The organism is Streptomyces cyaneochromogenes, from assembly GCF_003963535.1.
In the GTDB taxonomy this organism is placed as follows: Bacteria; Actinomycetota; Actinomycetes; order Streptomycetales; family Streptomycetaceae; genus Streptomyces; species Streptomyces shaanxiensis.
In genome coordinates this window covers 4871764-4889250 of the sequence record NZ_CP034539.1, presented here as the reverse complement: position 1 = coordinate 4889250, position 17487 = coordinate 4871764, and the positions used below count along the sequence as shown (strand labels likewise).

General features: G+C 66.8%; 13 protein-coding genes, 1 tRNA gene, 1 other RNA gene and 1 pseudogene. 11 read left to right on the top strand and 5 right to left on the bottom strand.

Features of this window, described 5'->3' with window-relative positions:
• Window positions 1–5 precede the first annotated feature (5 nt).
• Together EJ357_RS22080 and EJ357_RS22075 are read left to right on the top strand one after the other, a co-directional pair.
• Window positions 6–617: pseudogene (locus tag EJ357_RS22080) on the top strand (histidine phosphatase family protein); the annotation flags it as partial.
• 188 nt (window positions 618–805) lie between these two features.
• Window positions 806–1090, top strand: coding sequence for a DUF7336 domain-containing protein (locus EJ357_RS22075; RefSeq protein WP_126393312.1), 285 nt, complete (start codon window positions 806–808; stop codon window positions 1088–1090).
• A gap of 181 nt (window positions 1091–1271) precedes the next feature.
• Here EJ357_RS22075 and EJ357_RS22070 read toward each other — a convergent pair whose 3' ends face one another.
• The 3 genes from EJ357_RS22070 to EJ357_RS22060 all read right to left on the bottom strand — a co-directional run bounded on the left by EJ357_RS22070 (window position 1272) and on the right by EJ357_RS22060 (window position 3700).
• Entirely contained in the window at window positions 1272–2510 is a 1239-nt protein-coding gene (locus EJ357_RS22070; protein WP_126393308.1) for an IS110 family RNA-guided transposase, read from the bottom strand.
• 489 nt (window positions 2511–2999) lie between these two features.
• Window positions 3000–3425 (bottom strand): PIN domain-containing protein, encoded by a 426-nt coding sequence (locus EJ357_RS22065; protein ID WP_126393311.1) that lies wholly within the window; start codon window positions 3423–3425, stop codon window positions 3000–3002.
• Complete coding sequence (locus tag EJ357_RS22060) at window positions 3422–3700, bottom strand: ribbon-helix-helix domain-containing protein (RefSeq protein ID WP_126393310.1); 279 nt, start codon at window positions 3698–3700, stop codon at window positions 3422–3424. Before EJ357_RS22060 ends, EJ357_RS22065 begins: the two co-directional genes overlap by 4 nt.
• A 235-nt stretch (window positions 3701–3935) precedes the next feature.
• Between EJ357_RS22060 and EJ357_RS49445 the strand changes: the two genes are divergently transcribed.
• Window positions 3936–4655: a hypothetical protein gene (locus EJ357_RS49445; RefSeq protein ID WP_228473125.1), complete on the top strand. Its 720-nt coding sequence runs from the start codon at window positions 3936–3938 to the stop codon at window positions 4653–4655.
• Window positions 4652–4912 (top strand): DNA-binding protein, encoded by a 261-nt coding sequence (locus EJ357_RS22050; RefSeq protein WP_126393309.1) that lies wholly within the window; start codon window positions 4652–4654, stop codon window positions 4910–4912. Before EJ357_RS49445 ends, EJ357_RS22050 begins: the two co-directional genes overlap by 4 nt.
• Before the next feature lie 613 nt (window positions 4913–5525).
• Here EJ357_RS22050 and EJ357_RS22045 read toward each other — a convergent pair.
• Window positions 5526–6764 (bottom strand): IS110 family RNA-guided transposase, encoded by a 1239-nt coding sequence (locus EJ357_RS22045; protein WP_126393308.1) that lies wholly within the window; start codon window positions 6762–6764, stop codon window positions 5526–5528.
• A gap of 416 nt (window positions 6765–7180) precedes the next feature.
• On the opposite strand from EJ357_RS22045, the gene EJ357_RS22040 reads away from it, so the two are divergent.
• From EJ357_RS22040 to EJ357_RS22025, 5 genes are all read left to right on the top strand, one after another.
• Window positions 7181–7582, top strand: a complete 402-nt coding sequence (locus EJ357_RS22040) for a hypothetical protein (RefSeq protein ID WP_126393307.1) — start codon at window positions 7181–7183, stop codon at window positions 7580–7582.
• A 993-nt stretch (window positions 7583–8575) separates the two neighbouring features.
• Window positions 8576–9835, top strand: coding sequence for a nucleotide sugar dehydrogenase (locus tag EJ357_RS22035; RefSeq protein ID WP_126399788.1), 1260 nt, complete (start codon window positions 8576–8578; stop codon window positions 9833–9835).
• Between the two features lie 139 nt (window positions 9836–9974).
• Window positions 9975–10133, top strand: coding sequence for a hypothetical protein (locus EJ357_RS48380; protein ID WP_175647474.1), 159 nt, complete (start codon window positions 9975–9977; stop codon window positions 10131–10133).
• A gap of 223 nt (window positions 10134–10356) precedes the next feature.
• Window positions 10357–11643: a glycosyltransferase family 2 protein gene (locus EJ357_RS22030; protein ID WP_228473124.1), complete on the top strand. Its 1287-nt coding sequence runs from the start codon at window positions 10357–10359 to the stop codon at window positions 11641–11643.
• A 1520-nt stretch (window positions 11644–13163) separates the two neighbouring features.
• Window positions 13164–14675: a tyrosine-type recombinase/integrase gene (locus tag EJ357_RS22025; RefSeq protein ID WP_456114837.1), complete on the top strand. Its 1512-nt coding sequence runs from the start codon at window positions 13164–13166 to the stop codon at window positions 14673–14675.
• Between the two features lie 62 nt (window positions 14676–14737).
• Here EJ357_RS22025 and EJ357_RS22020 read toward each other — a convergent pair.
• Window positions 14738–14825, bottom strand: a tRNA-Ser gene (locus EJ357_RS22020).
• 73 nt (window positions 14826–14898) lie between these two features.
• Between EJ357_RS22020 and ffs the strand changes: the two genes are divergently transcribed.
• An RNA gene (ffs, locus tag EJ357_RS22015) (signal recognition particle sRNA small type) lies at window positions 14899–14995 on the top strand.
• Between the two features lie 129 nt (window positions 14996–15124).
• The gene (locus EJ357_RS22010) at window positions 15125–17467 is read left to right on the top strand and encodes a DNA polymerase III subunit gamma and tau (protein ID WP_126393305.1); all 2343 of its coding nucleotides are present in this window, start codon (window positions 15125–15127) and stop codon (window positions 17465–17467) included.
• Window positions 17468–17487: the final 20 nt, after the last annotated feature.

Genomic DNA, 17487 nt, shown 5'->3' with positions numbered 1-17487 from the left:
CGACGACGCTCGTACTGCTGCGGCACGGCGAAACCCTGCTCACCCCCGAGCGGCGGCTCTCCGGCAGCGGAGGATCCAACCCGGGACTCTCACCGGCCGGCCGCCGCCAGGCCGAAGCGGTGGCAGAGGCTCTCGCCCGCCGTGGCGGCATCGCGGCGGTCGTCACGTCACCGATGCGGCGCTGCCAGGAGACCGCTCGCTCCGTGGCCGCGCGCCTCGGCCTGAGCGTCCGGGTCGACCGGGACCTGCGGGAAGCGGACTTCGGCGCCTGGGAAGGCCTGACCTTCACCGAAGTCCGCGAACGCCACCCGGACGACCTGAGCGCATGGTTCGCCTCGCCCGAGACTCCTCCCACGGGCGCGGGCGAGACCATGCAACAGGTCACACGCCGGGTCGCCGCCGTACGAGACGGCCTCCTGGCCCAGCACGTGGGCGCCACGGTTCTGGTCGTCTCCCACGTCGGCCCCCTCAGAACCCTGCTCCGCCTCGCGCTCCAAGCCCCACCACACGGTTTGTTCCGCATGGAAGTCGCGGCGGCCTCCCTGTCGACGGTGACGTACGACGAGGACGGCACCGCCACGGTGCGGGCCCTCAATGACACCCACCACCTGAACTGAACGTCGAAGGCGTCAAGCCTCATCTGAAGCTAGACATCGGGCGAGTGGTGCTGTGTCTTGGGTGCTGGGCCTGTTCGTGATCTGAACTCAGAACAGACCCTAGGAGCTGGGCCTCGGCGAAGTCGCGTGATGCCCGGTGGTGAGGGCGCCGAACGTCCACGAACTCGAGTGCTGATAGCTTCCCGCCCGTGATCGTGTATCCGCTGTGGCATGTCGGCCACCAGAACGAAGCCGGCGACGACGGCTCGACAGTGCACGTCGATGAGAGCGGCGTGTTCTGCGACGAGCTGGACGGCGACGACGTGAAGCTGCTCGGTATCTACTCAACCCTTGAACGGGTTGAAGAGCGTGTGCGTCAGGCTCGACTGCTACCGGGCTTCCGTGATGAACCGGAGTGCTTCTACTTCGACGCCTACGAGCTCGATGAGAACGGTTGGACCGAGGGCTTCGTTCGAGTTCCGCCGGGCGAGTAGGCCCGTGGGCAGAGTCTCGAGAACTCTATGATCCTGGCGTCCCGGATGTCGAGATCGACGCGATCATGGGTTGGGAGCCCGGGGGAGCGGGTTCTCTGGCAGCCACCCGGAGCCGACGAAAAATCCAACCGAGACGGAAACTGATTCGAAAATCCACCGTCCGCGTCTTCGTGGCCGCTGGTCAGACGGCTCCTTCTGTCTGAAGGGTGACGTGGTAGCCGAGTTGGTTGAGTTGGCTGACCAGGCGCCGTGTCTGCCGGGCCCGGCCGGTGCGTTCGATGAAGTACCGGCCGCCGAGGTCGGCGTATTCGGTGTCGCGGGTGAACATGTGCCAGACGGAGATGAGGATCGAGTGCTGGAGGGCGACCAGGGCTCTCTTCTTGCCGCGGCGGGCGGTGATGCGCCGGTAGCGGGCGGCGAGGTAGGTGTCCTTGGTGCGTGAGGCCGAGACGGCGGCCTGGCCCAGGGCGGCCTTGAGCCAGGGGTCGCCGTGGCGGGTCCTGGCCGGGCCCTTTCTGCCGCCGGACTCGTTGTTGCCGGGGCAGACGCCGGCCCAGGAGGCAAGGTCGGCGGCCGTGGGGAAGCGGGCGATGGCGTCGCCGATCTCCGCGAGGATCACCTGGGCGGTGCGGGTGTTGATGCCGGGAACGGTCACGAGCAGGTCGATGCGGTGGTGAAACGGCGCGATCTGTTCGTCGATCCGGTGATCGAGCCGCTTCTCCATGGCGGTGCAGGCATCGATGCGATCGAGCATGGCGCGGGCCAAGAATGCGTGGTGGTCGGTGAAGTGGCCGGTCAGGGCCTCGATGAGGGCGTCGGTCTTGCGCCGCATGGAGCCCTTGGCCAGGTCGGCCAGCAGGTGGGGGTCACGGGTGCCGGTGATGAGGGCGGCCAGCATGGCCCGGCTGGAGACGCCGAGGAGGTCGGAGACCACGGCGGACAGTTTGATCCCGGTGTCTTCCAGAAGTTTCTCCAGCCGTTGCGCCTCGCGGGTGCGTTCGCGGATGACCTCGGTGCGGTAGCGGGTCAGGTCGCGCAGTTGCCGGATCGGTTCCGGTGGCACGAATGAGGGCCGTACCAGGCCGTGTTCGACCAGCCGGGCGATCCACTCGGAGTCCTTCACGTCGGTCTTGCGGCCGGGCACGGCCTTCATGTGCCGGGCGTTGAGCAGCCAGCACTCCATGTCGTGTTCGAGCAGGTAGAACACAGGCTTCCAGTAGGCGCCGGTGGCCTCCATGCCGGCCACCGTGATGCCCTCGGCGAGCAGCCAGTCCCGCATGGCCAGCAGTCCGGACGTCATCGACGAGAAGGTACGGGTCTCCTTGCGGCGGCGCTTGCCCGCACCAGGCGTGCGGATCGTCACCTTCACGTCCACCTTGCTGATGTCGATCCCCGCGCAGCGTTCGTGGATCACATCCATCCCCGGCACCCCCCATCTCGTTCACGGCCGCAGGCGCGTGACCGGCCGGCGGGGGTCCGGCAGGCGGGAGAAACTGATTCACGTGCTCGGAGCAACACATCCGGGTGCCTGGCGATGGACCCCCAGCGTCCTACTGAGACACAGGCTCGGATCGCACCAAGTTTCCTCGACGTCCGCCGGACGGCCACCCACCGATTTTCACGCCCACGGGGTGGAGCCGTCAGGCCCCCGGATTACTGAGACGGACAACGTCGAAGGGCCCCACCGCGAAGGGTGGGGCCCTTCGACATCGTGCCCGGTGAGGCACTGGCGGAGGATGCGAGATTGGAACTCGTGAGGGGTTGCCCCCAAGACGCTTTCCAAAAGTTCGTCTGGGGGTTCGGGAGTGATCAGGAGCGTCCTGACCTGCGGCGGAGCGGGTGCTGTCAGAGGCTATGGACGCCGGTGGACGGTGGTGAATGAGACCAAAACTGAGACCAGGGTGCCGGGTCATACCTTCTTGACAACGATGGTGTCCGGGAGGAGCTTCTCCAGGTCGTCTACGTCCGAGGTGAAGACTGTGACCCGCCCTTTCTGCTGGCGTGCGATGACAGCGAGCACGGCATCGATTGCGTACTTGTGACCGTGCAGCTTGGCGTCGGCCAGGAGACGCCGGGCCTGGCGGGCCTCGTCCTTTCCGATATCGGCGACCTTGAGCCGGGAGAGCACCCAGTCCCAGCGCTGCTCGGTGGTCCTGCCGTCGTACGCCTCGACCAGCGTCATGGGAGACGTCACCACTTCGGCCTCACCCCCGGCCGCGAGGTCGAGCCAGGCGATCATCATGCGGTCGCCGCGCACGGCCAGGGACAGGGCTTCGCAGTCGAGTACGAAGACGCGCAGTGGCTGCTGCCTGTGCTCACCGGCGCGCTTCTTCACGCGGCCTCTCCGGCATCGTGTCCTCCGGCGGTGCGACGGCGCTCGTGCTCGGCGTCGAGATCGTCCAGTTCCGCGAGGGCTGCCGCGCGCTCGTTTTCGGTGACCGGCCCGTGTTCCTCCTGCAGCCAGTCGACCAGCTCCAGCAGCCGGTCCCGATCGCGCTTGAATCGCAGTGCTTCGGCTACATACGCCGAAAGTCCCCGCTCAGCCGCGTCGGCGCGGATCTCGTCGAGGAGATCTTCGGGGATCGTCACCGTGACTTTTTTCGTCGCCATACTAGAGACCATACTCCTGGTGTAAGCGCCCTTACCAGGGCCGCTGAACCAGTCAGGCCCAGGATGCGGATGGATGATCCCGTGGCCTTCCCCGATGTTGATCGCTGGGACACATCGTTTCACTCGGTCACCCCGTGTCGTTCACTCCCGCCAGCGCATGCATCGGCTGGTGCGGATAGTCGCCCTTCGCCGCGGTGAGCCTCCTGCCGTTGCCGGAACCACAAGAGGAGGAGCCGTGTCCCTGCTGCCTTCGGCAGACGTCTTCAGATCGATCGAGCTAAAGGTTTCGCAGTTGCTCGGTGGGCAGTTGGTGTGTCCACATGCGCCCGGGGAGAGGTGTTCGGTGGGTGAACACCTCACGCTCTCGGAGGCGAAAGATGCGGCGGCGCGAGATGCCACCGACGTTGCTCTTCGGGACGCGCTATGGCGATGTGTAGGCCGCGATGCCCATAGTGACCTGCCGAACTTGGCTCAGCGTAGCCAGTTGCTCGTGCTCTATTTCGTCATCCCCTACCTCCGGAAGTCGGCCGGGAGAGTGTCGAGGAGGCTCTGCGTCGACGTCGCCGAGGTGAGGTCGGCCATGGTGTTCGGTGCGTTGTACGGTCTGGCGCTGGCCACCGAAGGCGACGATGTCCGTGACGAGGTTATCCGGTCCGCCAATGCGGCCGACTGGGCGGTGGAACGGGCTGACCCGGCCGAGCGCACAACGGATCCGTACAGCCTTGTCGACCGCGCGAGCCGATGTGATGACGGCTACTCGCCCATCCGCAAAGAGTCGGACATCCAGGTGGTCGACGAGATGGACCCTTTGTTGTGGGGGCGCATCAGCGGCGAACGCATGGGCGCTACCTTGCACCGCCTCGGGCTCTTGGGCGAGTTCCTCGCCTTGGGTTCGGAGCAGGTGCCCGAGGGCGAGTCCGACGAACTCGACGGGCCGCAGAAGGAAGCCGAGTGAGCCCAAGTGCAAGGCGACTGTCGCAGTGGCTGGCCGAGCCAATGCCCCTGCGCAAGGTGGCAGATCTCCTCGGGGTCGACCCATCGAAGGCATCCGGGCTGGTGAGGTCGAACCGCTTTCCCTGCCGTGTCACGAAGTTGAAGGGAAAATACGTGGCCCTTCCCGCCGATGTGCTGGTGGCCCTGGGGATCGATGATCCGATCGTGCGGACGGGCGACCTGCTGGCCGGTGCTGAGTTCGCGAGGCGATGGGACTGAGGGTGGTCGCCGGAGGCTGAGTGCAAGGTCAGAGGGCCGGGGTGCGCAAATGGCTCGACCCTCTGGGGCAGCGTGCGACCTGGAAGGCGCTGGTAGGGCGGACGTGGATGGTCAGTGCACTACCTGGCTGCGGGTTGCTTTCTGGGGGCACGTCCTGCGATGTGGGGCAAGCGTCACCTGAGGCTGATCTTGGCCGTCGGCCTTCAGCGTGCAAGTCGGGGAACGAACGCTTGGACGGCGACCCACCGTCGTCGCCGGAGGCGTGTCGCCATGCCGTACAGAATGCCGCATATGTCGGAAACAAATGAGACCGAAACTGAGGCCAAGACATGTTGAGAACCCCGGCCGCCGAAGCGGTCCGGGGTTCTCGTTTCGCCTGTTCAGGCGGCTGCGGAGGATACGAGATTCGAACTCGTGAGGGGTTGCCCTCAACACGCTTTCCAACTGTGGTGGTGGGCGCTGGGGCATCGTGCGGGGGCGTTCACCTGCGTTCATGGGCGGCTGGCCGGCCGTGCGGGGACGGCTCCGGGTCTCGCCTGAACGGCTGTGAACGGCGCTGAATGAGATGGAAACTGATTCGAAAATCCACCGTCCGCGTCTTCGTGGCCGCTGGTCAGACGGCTCCTTCTGTCTGAAGGGTGACGTGGTAGCCGAGTTGGTTGAGTTGGCTGACCAGGCGCCGTGTCTGCCGGGCCCGGCCGGTGCGTTCGATGAAGTACCGGCCGCCGAGGTCGGCGTATTCGGTGTCGCGGGTGAACATGTGCCAGACGGAGATGAGGATCGAGTGCTGGAGGGCGACCAGGGCTCTCTTCTTGCCGCGGCGGGCGGTGATGCGCCGGTAGCGGGCGGCGAGGTAGGTGTCCTTGGTGCGTGAGGCCGAGACGGCGGCCTGGCCCAGGGCGGCCTTGAGCCAGGGGTCGCCGTGGCGGGTCCTGGCCGGGCCCTTTCTGCCGCCGGACTCGTTGTTGCCGGGGCAGACGCCGGCCCAGGAGGCAAGGTCGGCGGCCGTGGGGAAGCGGGCGATGGCGTCGCCGATCTCCGCGAGGATCACCTGGGCGGTGCGGGTGTTGATGCCGGGAACGGTCACGAGCAGGTCGATGCGGTGGTGAAACGGCGCGATCTGTTCGTCGATCCGGTGATCGAGCCGCTTCTCCATGGCGGTGCAGGCATCGATGCGATCGAGCATGGCGCGGGCCAAGAATGCGTGGTGGTCGGTGAAGTGGCCGGTCAGGGCCTCGATGAGGGCGTCGGTCTTGCGCCGCATGGAGCCCTTGGCCAGGTCGGCCAGCAGGTGGGGGTCACGGGTGCCGGTGATGAGGGCGGCCAGCATGGCCCGGCTGGAGACGCCGAGGAGGTCGGAGACCACGGCGGACAGTTTGATCCCGGTGTCTTCCAGAAGTTTCTCCAGCCGTTGCGCCTCGCGGGTGCGTTCGCGGATGACCTCGGTGCGGTAGCGGGTCAGGTCGCGCAGTTGCCGGATCGGTTCCGGTGGCACGAATGAGGGCCGTACCAGGCCGTGTTCGACCAGCCGGGCGATCCACTCGGAGTCCTTCACGTCGGTCTTGCGGCCGGGCACGGCCTTCATGTGCCGGGCGTTGAGCAGCCAGCACTCCATGTCGTGTTCGAGCAGGTAGAACACAGGCTTCCAGTAGGCGCCGGTGGCCTCCATGCCGGCCACCGTGATGCCCTCGGCGAGCAGCCAGTCCCGCATGGCCAGCAGTCCGGACGTCATCGACGAGAAGGTACGGGTCTCCTTGCGGCGGCGCTTGCCCGCACCAGGCGTGCGGATCGTCACCTTCACGTCCACCTTGCTGATGTCGATCCCCGCGCAGCGTTCGTGGATCACATCCATCCCCGGCACCCCCCATCTCGTTCACGGCCGCAGGCGCGTGACCGGCCGGCGGGGGTCCGGCAGGCGGGAGAAACTGATTCACGTGCTCGGAGCAACACATCCGGGTGCCTGGCGATGGACCCCCAGCGTCCTACTGAGACACAGGCTCGGATCGCACCAAGTTTCCTCGACGTCCGCCGGACGGCCACCCACCGATTTTCACGCCCACGGGGTGGAGCCGTCAGGCCCCCGGATTACTGAGACGGCCGAGACCGGGCCACACAGCTGGTTGGCGCCCACGCTCGCAGGAGACAGACGGTCAACGGCAGGCGACCGCATCGTTTTGCCCGCAGATTGGTCGGCCTGCTGATTGCATTGCAGTTATGCCGACGTCTCCAGCCCCGACTGATGAGCTCGCATTCCTCCAGTACCAAACGGTGGCCACCCGCCGTGCCGGCTACGACTCGATGATGTGGCAAGCACCCGGTCTGGGGCTTGCAGCTCAGGCGTTCCTCATGACCATCGCGCTTCATCCTGATACGGGGCGACTTGCGCAGGTAACTGCCGGCATGCTGTCGATGGTCGTCTCCTTCATGTCTGTGCAGCTCCTAGCGAAGCACCGCCGCCATGAACTGGCCGACAGCATTTGGCTACAGGAGTTGGAGAGGACAAGAGGACTTCCGCAGGTTCATGCCCCCGCAGAACGGCGCTGCCGAGACGCGGGAATGCCGTCAAAGGGGCTGGTCAAGTTCCGATCCCACCAGGTATGGACTGCGGGGCTAGTTGTGTTCGGCTTGGCCGGGCTTGCTACAGCCATTGTCGGCTTCGTGCGCGGGTGACTCGCAGCGGGGAACATTGCTGCGGCTCCGAGGCCCCAAACCGCGTTGACCGGCGCTCTCAGCTTGGGAAGCTGCGATCACCCGAGGCTCGATCAGGCTCTGACCTGGGCGAACATCCGTTTCGTGACCTCTTCAGGGCCGGGCAACTTTCACCGTGATTCCCCGCTACTCCCCGCAGGATCTGGTGCGGTTATGGTGCGCTCGCCTGGCTGGGGATCATTCCCCCAGAATCGGCAAACTGCGCTGCTGCCAGAGGGGCCCGACGGGGGAACCCGAGCCCACACACAGCACAGACCGAAAGGCGTCCCTCAGTCCGGGACTTGGGGAAACCTCAGGTGCCCGGCGCGAAGATGTGAGCGGTGGTACGGGGGCGCACGCAGAGGCGCGCGCTGTTCGCGAGTGCATCGGCCTCAATGTCGCGATATGGAAACAGGCCTTCCGCTTGGCGGTGATTCCTTGAAGCCTTGACCAAGCAAGGAACGGGGGGAAGTGTGAAGATCCTTTCAAGGTGGTCCGGGGTGCCCGTAGCCGCAAAGCCGTGGGCGGCTGACGGCTGTCGAGATGCCTCAGGGTGAGCCGGGGTCGCATCGCAATCGCCGCGATGCCCCTTCAGTGACAGGGTTCTGACGACTCGGCACCCCGCTGTCGGGTGGCCTCAGTGGCGATTCACAGGTTTCGAATCGGCAAAGAGGGTTCCGCCTAGCGAGTTGTTGCTGAACTCTTGAGATCCACAAATTAGGGGGGTTTGTGAAGATCGCCGACCATGGTTTGTGCACGTTCAGGCAGGGGGCCTGGGCAGGTCGGTGACGCGGTGATGGTTCGACGCAGGCGTTTGCTGCAACCAGACGGGGTTCAGTCCGACGCTCCCACACCGCTTTATGCAGTATCCGACGCCGCGACTGCCTGCTTCAGGGACAGGCAGATCGCAATTCAGGGGCGCCGTTTTCCAGTTCGCGCATGTCCGTGGACTGGTTTCAAGGGGAGGAAACCACGATGCATGTTTGCGTGCTCGGGCAGGGCTATGTCGGCCTGCCCCTGGCCCTGAGGGCCGCCGAGGCCGGACACACCGTGACTGGCTACGAACCCGACCGGAAGCGCTGCGAGAAGCTGGCTGCCGGATCGTCCTACATCGAGGACATCGACTCCACCCGCCTGCGACAAGTGCTGCGTTCGGGTGCCTACACCGCCAGCTCGGATCCGAAGGACCTCAAGGGCTTCGACGTTGCGGTCATCACTGTGCCGACGCCGCTGACCGACCGTGCGCCGGACCTCAGTTGCGTACGAGAGGCCGGCGGCGTGCTGGTTGAGTGGCTGGAGCCGGGTGCCTCCGTGGTGCTTGAGTCGACTACGCATCCAGGCACCACGCGCGAGGTGCTCATCCCACTGCTGGAGGAGGGCTCGGGCCTGGTCGCCGGGCAGGACTTCCATGTCGGATTCAGCCCCGAGCGCATAGATCCCGGCAACGCGGACTGGCGGCTGGAGAACACGCCCAAGATCGTCGCCGGGCTCACGGATGCCTGCTTGCGCCAGGTGAAGGCCTTCTACGACTCGGTCACCGAAGTCACCGTCCCGGCATCGGGGCTGGAAGAGGCCGAGCTGGCCAAAGTGTTCGAGAACACCTACCGGCACGTCAACATCGCCCTGGTCAACGAGCTCTCCCGGATGGCTCACACACTTGGCGTGGACGTGTGGCACACCCTGGAGTTGGCCGCGACCAAGCCGTTCGGGTTCACCAAGTTCCTGCCTGGACCGGGCGTCGGCGGGCACTGCCTGCCCATCGACCCTGTCTACCTCAGCCATCACGTCAAGGCACGGCACGGGCAGACCTTCCGGCTCATTGAGCTGGCTCAGGACATCAACGAAAGTCAGCCCGACTACGTGGTTCGCCGATTGCAGGACTCGCTCAGCCGCCGCTTCCGCCGCAGCGTGCACGGTGCTCGCATCCTCGCCCTGGGTGCCGCATACAAGCCGGGAACCGCGGACGCCCGCCAATCGCCGGCCGTTCAGGTCATCGACCGGTTGCGCACCATGGGGGCCGACGTCACCGTCGTAGATCCCTACCTGCCGGACGGCGGCTCCAGGGAGATTCCCTTTGCCACCGCGGGGAACGGCATGAGCGTCGCCGACTTCGATGCGGTCGTCCTGCTCACTCCGCACGGCGAGTTCGATCTCACCCAGGTCGCCGCCGAGGCCGCGTACGTGCTGGACACACGTGGCGTCATGGCGGCCGCCCCGCACATCGAGCGGCTCTAGAGCACAGATAGAGCAGCGCCGTAGCTAGGCGTGCGCACGGACAGTGGCGTGCCGTCGAGCTTCACAGCCGGCAGCTACGGCCGTCGCCGGGGAATCAGAAGGGCGTCGCGAACGCCCTGACTCCATCCGGAAGACGGGGATGAGGAAACGAGATCCCATCCCGGTCGAGAACCAGGACGCCGTGGGACCGGTGACGGCCCACGACGTACTAGCGGTCACGAAGGTCGCCGACGAGGCGGCCCATGTGCTGAACATACGCGGTGTCTTGCCGGCCCGCGACGACGCCGGACGTCTCTGACGCCCGGGAAAGAGGCAAACATGTATGGACAGAACGGTGTGGGTGCCGCGATCGGTACAGCCACGGGGGGAGCAGCATTGGCCGCTACGGGCGGCACAGCTCTGGGGTGGATCGTGCTGGGGGCCATGCTCTTTGTGATCGGCGGCGTGGCGGTCTTCCGCCTGGCGACCCGCGGTAAGCGGGTGACCGCTTGAGCACTTCATCACGGGCCAGATTCTCCGTGGTGACCGCTGTGGTGGTGGCGGCTCTGGCCGCTGCCACCGTGGTGGTGCACCTCCAGTCCAAGAGCCCGATCCTGACGTTCTACTGGTGGCTGGGCATGATGGTGATCGTGCTCTGCCTGGTCTCGTTCCTGAAAGGCCGGTCCTTCACGCACCTGCCCGTGGCTCCTGGCCGAACGGTGGCGATCATCCCCGCTTTCGAGGAGCCCACGGAAAACCTGCACCGAACGGTGTGGTCGCTGCTGGCCCAGACACATCCGGTCGACGAGATCCACGTCATCGATGACGGCTCCAAGCAATACCCCGTGGAGCCCTTCGAACACCCGCAGGTCTTCTGGCACCGGCAGGAGAACAAGGGCAAGCGTGGAGCGCAAGTCACGGTGCTCCGCCATCTTCAGGCGCAGGGCAAGCACTTCGACTTCGTTCTCACCATCGACTCGGACGGCGAGCCCTTCCCGGATGCGCTGGAGCAGCAGCTGCGGGCCATGAGCAATCCGAAGATCCAGGCCACCACCGGGATGATCTACATCCGCAACTTCGAGGAGACCTGGGTCTCCAGGGCCGCAGACATCGACATCGGCACCTCGTGCGTGATGATGCGGTCCTCGCGTTCGATGCTCGGAGCGCTGGAAACCACGTCGGGTGCCCTTGCTCTCTACCGAGCCGAGCTGCTCTACGACCACCTGGACGCCTACGAGGTGGAGTGCGGAACGGGCGACGATCGCTGGCTGGCGCTGCGAGCCCTCATGCGCGGTGAGGTCGTGGCCGTCAACGAGGCCGGCGTGATCACCGACATGCCAACCACGCTGAAGAAGACCTACCGTCAGCGTCTCCGCTGGGCTCGGTCGTGGTGGTGGATGCTGCCGTTCGTCTACTCCCGGCTGTCCCTGAAGCAACTCATATCGCCAACCTTCGGTCTGCTCCAGCTCGTCATCACCCCCGTGATGCTGGCCTGGACTCTCGTGATGACGCTGATGACCCTGGGCGGCCGCTACCACAACCCCGGCGTGGCCCTGGTCTACCTCGGGGTCTACCTCGTGGTCCGGTACGGCCAGTCAGGTCTGTACGTACTCATGCGTCCGGACATGACCACGCGCCAGCGGTGGCGCTCGTGGCTCGTCGGAACTCCGACGGCCGTCTTCATGAACATCGTGCTCCTGTGCCCCACCCGCTACTGGGCTCTGTTCAAGCTCCGTGACAACGCGTGGCAGTCCCGAGGACTGACGGCCAAGACGGCTCTACCGAAGGGTCGCCACCGCGCGGAGTCGAAGGATCTGATGAACGCGTAAGTGCCAACAAAGCGATCACCAGCGTGTGGCTGAGGCCCCTCACCGCCGCCTGGCACAAGGTCCAGCTGAGTAATTGGACCAAGGGTCGCACCCGCTCGACGTCTCTGCCGACCGCATGGCAGTGGTGGCACGCGTGTGGCACAACCACGAACACGACGAAGGGCCAGCTTGGGAGGGAAATGCTCCTGAGCGGGCCCTTTGGTCTGTGCCCCCGGCAGGATTCGAACCTGCGACACCCGCTTTAGGAGCGAGGTTGGGCGACCGTCAGCGTGACCTGCGGTTTCCTCGCCCGGGCTGACCTCTTGCCGTTGTTCCCCTCAACGCTGCGGTTCCCCGTGAGTCCCCGCCCGTTCTGGCACGACAGTGGCACGGCCCGGGGACGGTGCCGTGACTTCTCGGAGCGGCAGGCTGCTATGTCGTCGCTCATCCTCGGCCAGTGCGCTGGAGCCGTCGCCGGGTGCGTCGCGCGGCGCGGCGGGCCTTCTCGCCAACCCCAAAGAGAGCAGTTGCTATCCCGAGGTAAACCGCTGACATCGTGCCCTTGTCCTTGTCGATCTCCTTCAGCAAGAGGAGGCAGGCAAGGATTCCGGACAGGTACAGCAGGGCAACCCCCGTATAGCACACTCGGACCAGGAATTTGTCATATTGGGCCAATCTCGCTTGATCAGTTGCCGATAGATGCCCTGAGGGGCCGGTCCGCGTACTGTCGTTCATATAAGCTCCGCTGGGTCTCGACTGCAGAGGGGCTGGATAAGCCCAGGGGGCTGAACTGCTGGCGTGGGACAGTCCCCTGGGCTTTCACGCGTCGAGAAAGACTCAAAGCCTTGGCCTGAGCGTCACTCTGATCGCACCTCAAGTCTCTCCGGTGGGAGCCTCCCTCGCGTCGCCTGTTCACTCGTCCAGGTGGCATATTTGCGGGTGGCCTAGCTTTTAGAGTCGCGGAGGCGCATAATGCCTGGCTTGCAATCTGCCCAAGTGATCGGCAAGGTCTCAATGACCGATGCAAGCCAGCGGGGCGCCGTCCATCGATTGAGGCGGCGCCCCGCGTTGGGCGCAGGATTTCGAGGTCTGGCCTCATCCTTATCAGGTCGATCATGGGACTCCGTCGTCCTGGGACAACCCGGTCTGCAGCAGGCCGGGCCGTTCGCCAAGGTACGGCTTCAATCACTGCCGTTCGCACCTGTTGGTGTCAGACGTTGGTGTCAGGAACCAGGGTCGCCCTTGACGAACTCGACCGAGCGCTACCGATCAGCCTCACTGTAAACAACAGCGCTCGCCAGCTCACGAGCAGCGGAAGGAAGCTGAAGGCTGGGGAAACGGCCAGTCCGTCGCCCTCGTTGAAACCACGCTTCGAACTCTTGGCTCACCTGCTTCGGCGTCAGCAACAGAACTACGCCCATTGAACGGGCCCTGCCCCCTTCCAGGGTGGTTACCTTGAACCATCCGGCTACATCCGGGGCCAGCTTCTCTTTCGGCCAAATCTCACTGCCGTTGGGAACGCGGTGCACGATCCACACTTCATGATCTTCAGGCGGGTCAAGGACTCTGCCTTCGATCTGGATCTCGGCATCAAACGAGTCACCGTCGATTGGGCTGGTGAGCCAGCCCCGGCTTCCCTGCCCCGGCCCAGCGTGAGCCTCTCTTCTGACTCGCCGCCGTTCCGGATACGACAGCAACCGGGCCAACAGGCGTTGTCCGTGACGGGTGCAAGCGACAACGACGGACACAAGGATGGTGCTCAACGCACCCGCCAGCGCCCCTATCAGCAGATTGATCATCTCCACGCGGCGCGCACCGGTGAGAATGTCGCTGCGCACCTCCCCCTCAGCGAGGAGATTAGGCGCCGGGCAGCTTCTGTCATACCTGCCTTGCGGTTCCGAGCGCGCAAGACGCGCGATGACCTGGTTGAAGAAGTCAAAAAGCTGGAGAAGCAGCGCGACGGGGGTTCCGCCCAACAGCCAGGCAAGGCGTGGACGGTTGAGAAGTGGCTTCAGCACTGGGTTGAGAACATCGCCAAGCCGACCGTCAGCGAGAACACGTACGACGGCTACGAGGTCGCCGTTCGCGTTCACCTCGTGCCCGGCGTCGGCAAGCACCGCCTTGACCGCTTGCAGCCCGAGCACCTGGAAAGCCTGTACCGCCGAATGCAGGCGAACGGGGAGCGCAAGGCCGGCACGGCTCACCAGGCCAACCGCACCGCCCGAACCGCACCGGGGGAGGCGGTACGGCGCGGCTACGCGGCGAAGAACGCCGCCGCGTTGGCGAAGCCGCCGCGGATGGAAGAGGACGAATCCGAGGTAGAGCCCTACTCCGTGGAAGAGGTCCAGTGCCTCCTGCTCGAAGCGAACAAGCGCCGGAACAGCGCCCGGTGGATGCTGGCGCTGGCGCTCGGGCTGCGACAGGGGGAGACGCTCGGACTGCGCTGGTCTGACGTCGACCTGCGCAACGAGTACCTGAAGCTGCGCCGGAACCGTCTGCGCCCCCGCTACAAGCACGGGTGCCCAGAAGCCTCACAGTGTGGCCGGAAGGCGGGGTACTGCCCGGCCAAGGTGCAGGTGCGACGTGAGACCAAGAACACCAAGTCGCGCGCGGGCCGCCGCGCCGTGCCCCTGCCCGGCCCGCTGGTCGCCATGCTCCGTGCCCATGCCGAGACGCAGGAGCGCGAACGCAAGAGGGCCGGCGACCTGTGGACCGAGTCGGACTACGTGTTCACCAAGCCGCTGGGTGGCCCGCTGAGCCCGAACACGGACTATCACGACTGGAAGCGGCTGCTGGAAGACGCGGGGGTCCGGAACGCCCGGCTGCACGACGCCCGGCACACGGCCGCCACCGTGCTCATGCTGCTCGGTGTCCCGGACCGAGTCATCGATCAGATCATGGGGTGGGAGCCGGGAACCTCCGCGAGCATGCGGGCGAGGTATCTGCATGTGCCGGACGCCATGCTGAAGGACGTGGCCCGGAAGATCGCCGAAGCCATCTGGGGAACCCCGGAAACACCCGCTGTGGACAAAAACCAGGACAACGAGGTCTGAGGACAACGTCGAAGGGCCCCACCTTGCGGTGGGGCCCTTCGACATCGTGCCCGGTGAGGCACTGGCGGAGGATACGAGATTCGAACTCGTGAGGGGTTGCCCCCAACACGCTTTCCAAGCGTGCGCCCTAGGCCTCTAGGCGAATCCTCCGCCGGAAACATTACATGACGCTGGAGGGTGCTAGCGAACTCGTTCGGGCGCCCGGCGATCGGGTAGGCTGGGGCTCAGCCCCTCACGCGGCGCTATCTGACTGAACTCCCCCAGGGCCGGAAGGCAGCAAGGGTAGGTTGGCTCTGGCGGGTGCGTGAGGGGTCTTTGTTTTCCCGCGCGGCCCGCGTGCCCGCACCGGGCAGGTTTCACGCAGCCCGCAGCCCGCAGCCCGCAGCCCGCCGCATCCCCGCCCTCCGGGCCGGTCCGCGTTGTCAGTGGGCGCCTATAACCTCGTATGCGTGTCGTCTCTCGCGCTGTACCGCCGCTATCGCCCGGAGTCGTTCGCCGAGGTCATCGGGCAGGAGCATGTAACCGACCCGCTGCAGCAGGCGCTGCGGAACAACCGGGTCAATCACGCGTACCTGTTCAGCGGTCCGCGCGGCTGCGGCAAGACGACCAGCGCGCGGATCCTCGCGCGGTGCCTGAACTGCGAGAAGGGCCCCACGCCGACGCCGTGCGGGGAGTGCCAGTCGTGCCAGGACCTCGCCCGCAACGGCCCCGGGTCCATCGACGTCATCGAGATCGACGCGGCATCGCACGGTGGTGTGGACGACGCCCGTGAGCTGCGCGAGAAGGCCTTCTTCGGACCCGCCAGCAGCCGCTACAAGATCTACATCATCGACGAGGCCCACATGGTCACGTCGGCCGGCTTCAACGCGTTGCTGAAGGTCGTCGAGGAGCCGCCCGAGCATCTGAAGTTCATCTTCGCCACCACCGAGCCCGAGAAGGTCATCGGGACCATCCGGTCGCGGACCCACCACTACCCCTTCCGGCTCGTCCCGCCGGGCACCCTGCGGGACTACCTCGGCGAGGTCTGCGGCCGCGAGAACATCCCCGTCGAGGAGGGCGTCCTGCCCCTCGTCGTGCGCGCGGGTGCCGGGTCCGTGCGTGACTCCATGTCCGTCATGGACCAGCTGCTCGCCGGAGCGCGGGAGGAGGGTGTGACGTATGCCATGGCCACCTCCCTGCTCGGTTACACCGACGGCTCGCTGCTCGACTCCGTCGTGGAGGCCTTCGCCACCGGTGACGGGGCCGCCGCCTTCGAGGTCGTGGACCGGATCATCGAGGGGGGCAACGACCCGCGTCGCTTCGTCGCCGACCTGCTGGAGCGGCTGCGGGACCTGGTGATCCTGGCCGCCGTGCCGGACGCCGTCGAGAAGGGGCTCATCGATGCTCCCGCTGACGTCCTGGAGCGCATGCAGGCCCAGGCCGGCACCTTCGGGGCCGCCGAGCTGAGCCGCGCCGCCGACCTGGTCAACGAGGGGCTGACGGAGATGCGGGGGGCCACCTCACCGCGGCTCCAGCTGGAACTGATCTGCGCGCGCGTGCTGCTGCCGGCGGCCTACGGGGACGAGCGTTCCGTCATGGCCCGGCTCGACCGGCTGGAGCGGGGCGTCAACTTCTCCGCTGGCGGCGCCGGCATGCCCGCGATGGGGTACGTGCCTGGTCCGGATGCTCATGGCGGTGCGGCCGGCGTGCCCGTTCCGCCGGGCGGTGGCGCTGCGGCGGCCAGGGCTGCCGTACGGGCTACGGGGGCGCCCGGTGCCGGTCCCGCACCTGCTCCCGGCGCGGCTCCGGCAGGGCAGGGCGCCCCCATGGGCCAGCCGACGCCCACGCCCACTGAACCCACGGCTCCGGTCGGCGCACCGCAGACCAGCCAGCAACCTCAGCCGCACCAGGCCCCGCCCACCCCGGCGCCCACACCCCCGCCCACCCCTGCCCCTGCTCCCGCCGCCGCGCCCCCGGCTTCCGCCCCGGGCGCCTGGCCCACCGCCGCGCCCGCAGGCGGCGGCCGACGCCCCGGCGGCTGGCCCACGGCGACCCCGGCGGGCGGCGGCTCCCAGCCCCAGCCCCCGGTCCCGGCGAGCGGGCCCCCCTCGCCCGCACCGCAGCCCGCAGCACCCACACCCGCTCCCGCCCCCGGCGCGGCACCCGCCTACGCGGCCCCGAGCGGCGGCCCCGACCCCCGCATGCTCTGGCCGAACATCCTGGAGGCGGTCAAGAACCGCCGCCGCTTCACCTGGATCCTGCTCAGCCAGAACGCCCAGGTCGCCGGCTTCGACGGCACCACCCTCCAGCTCGGCTTCGTCAACGCCGGAGCCCGCGACAACTTCGCGAGCAGCGGCAGCGAGGACGTACTGCGGCAGGCGCTGGCCGAGCAGTTCAACGTCCAGTGGAAGATCGAGGCGATCATCGACCCGTCGGGCGGAGGCTCGGCTGCCCCGGCGACCGGCGGCTCGTCCGGCTTCGGCGGCGGAGGCGGTGGCTACGGCGGAGGCGCCGGCGGTTACGGCGGTGGCGGCAACAGTGGCTACGGCGGTGGCGGCACGACCGCCCAGCCCCCGGCCCCTCCCCAGCCGACGCCCACGTCACCCACCCCACCCCCGACGGCCTCGTCGGCTCCGGCACCGGCCCCGGCCCCCCAGCCCTCCGCGGCCCCGGAACCCCCGGTCCATGTCGCCCCCGAGGACGACGTCCCCGAGGACGACGACCCCGACCTCAACGAGTCGGCACTGTCCGGCCACGATCTGATCGTGCGGGAGCTGGGGGCGACGGTGGTGGAGGAGTTCACGAACGAGTAGCGGGCTCTTCTTGGGGCGCC

Bases quoted from the DNA above. Each gene is read 5' to 3' on its own strand.
- EJ357_RS22070 (WP_126393308.1), bottom strand. From the start codon at position 2,510: ATGGATGTGATCCACGAACGCTGCGCGGGGATCGACATCAGCAAGGTG.
- EJ357_RS22060 (WP_126393310.1), bottom strand. From the start codon at position 3,700: ATGGCGACGAAAAAAGTCACGGTGACGATCCCCGAAGATCTCCTCGAC.
- EJ357_RS22045 (WP_126393308.1), bottom strand. From the start codon at position 6,764: ATGGATGTGATCCACGAACGCTGCGCGGGGATCGACATCAGCAAGGTG.
- EJ357_RS22035 (WP_126399788.1), top strand. From the start codon at position 8,576: ATGCATGTTTGCGTGCTCGGGCAGGGCTATGTCGGCCTGCCCCTGGCC.
- EJ357_RS48380 (WP_175647474.1), top strand. From the start codon at position 9,975: ATGAGGAAACGAGATCCCATCCCGGTCGAGAACCAGGACGCCGTGGGA.
- EJ357_RS22025 (WP_456114837.1), top strand. From the start codon at position 13,164: ATGATCTTCAGGCGGGTCAAGGACTCTGCCTTCGATCTGGATCTCGGC.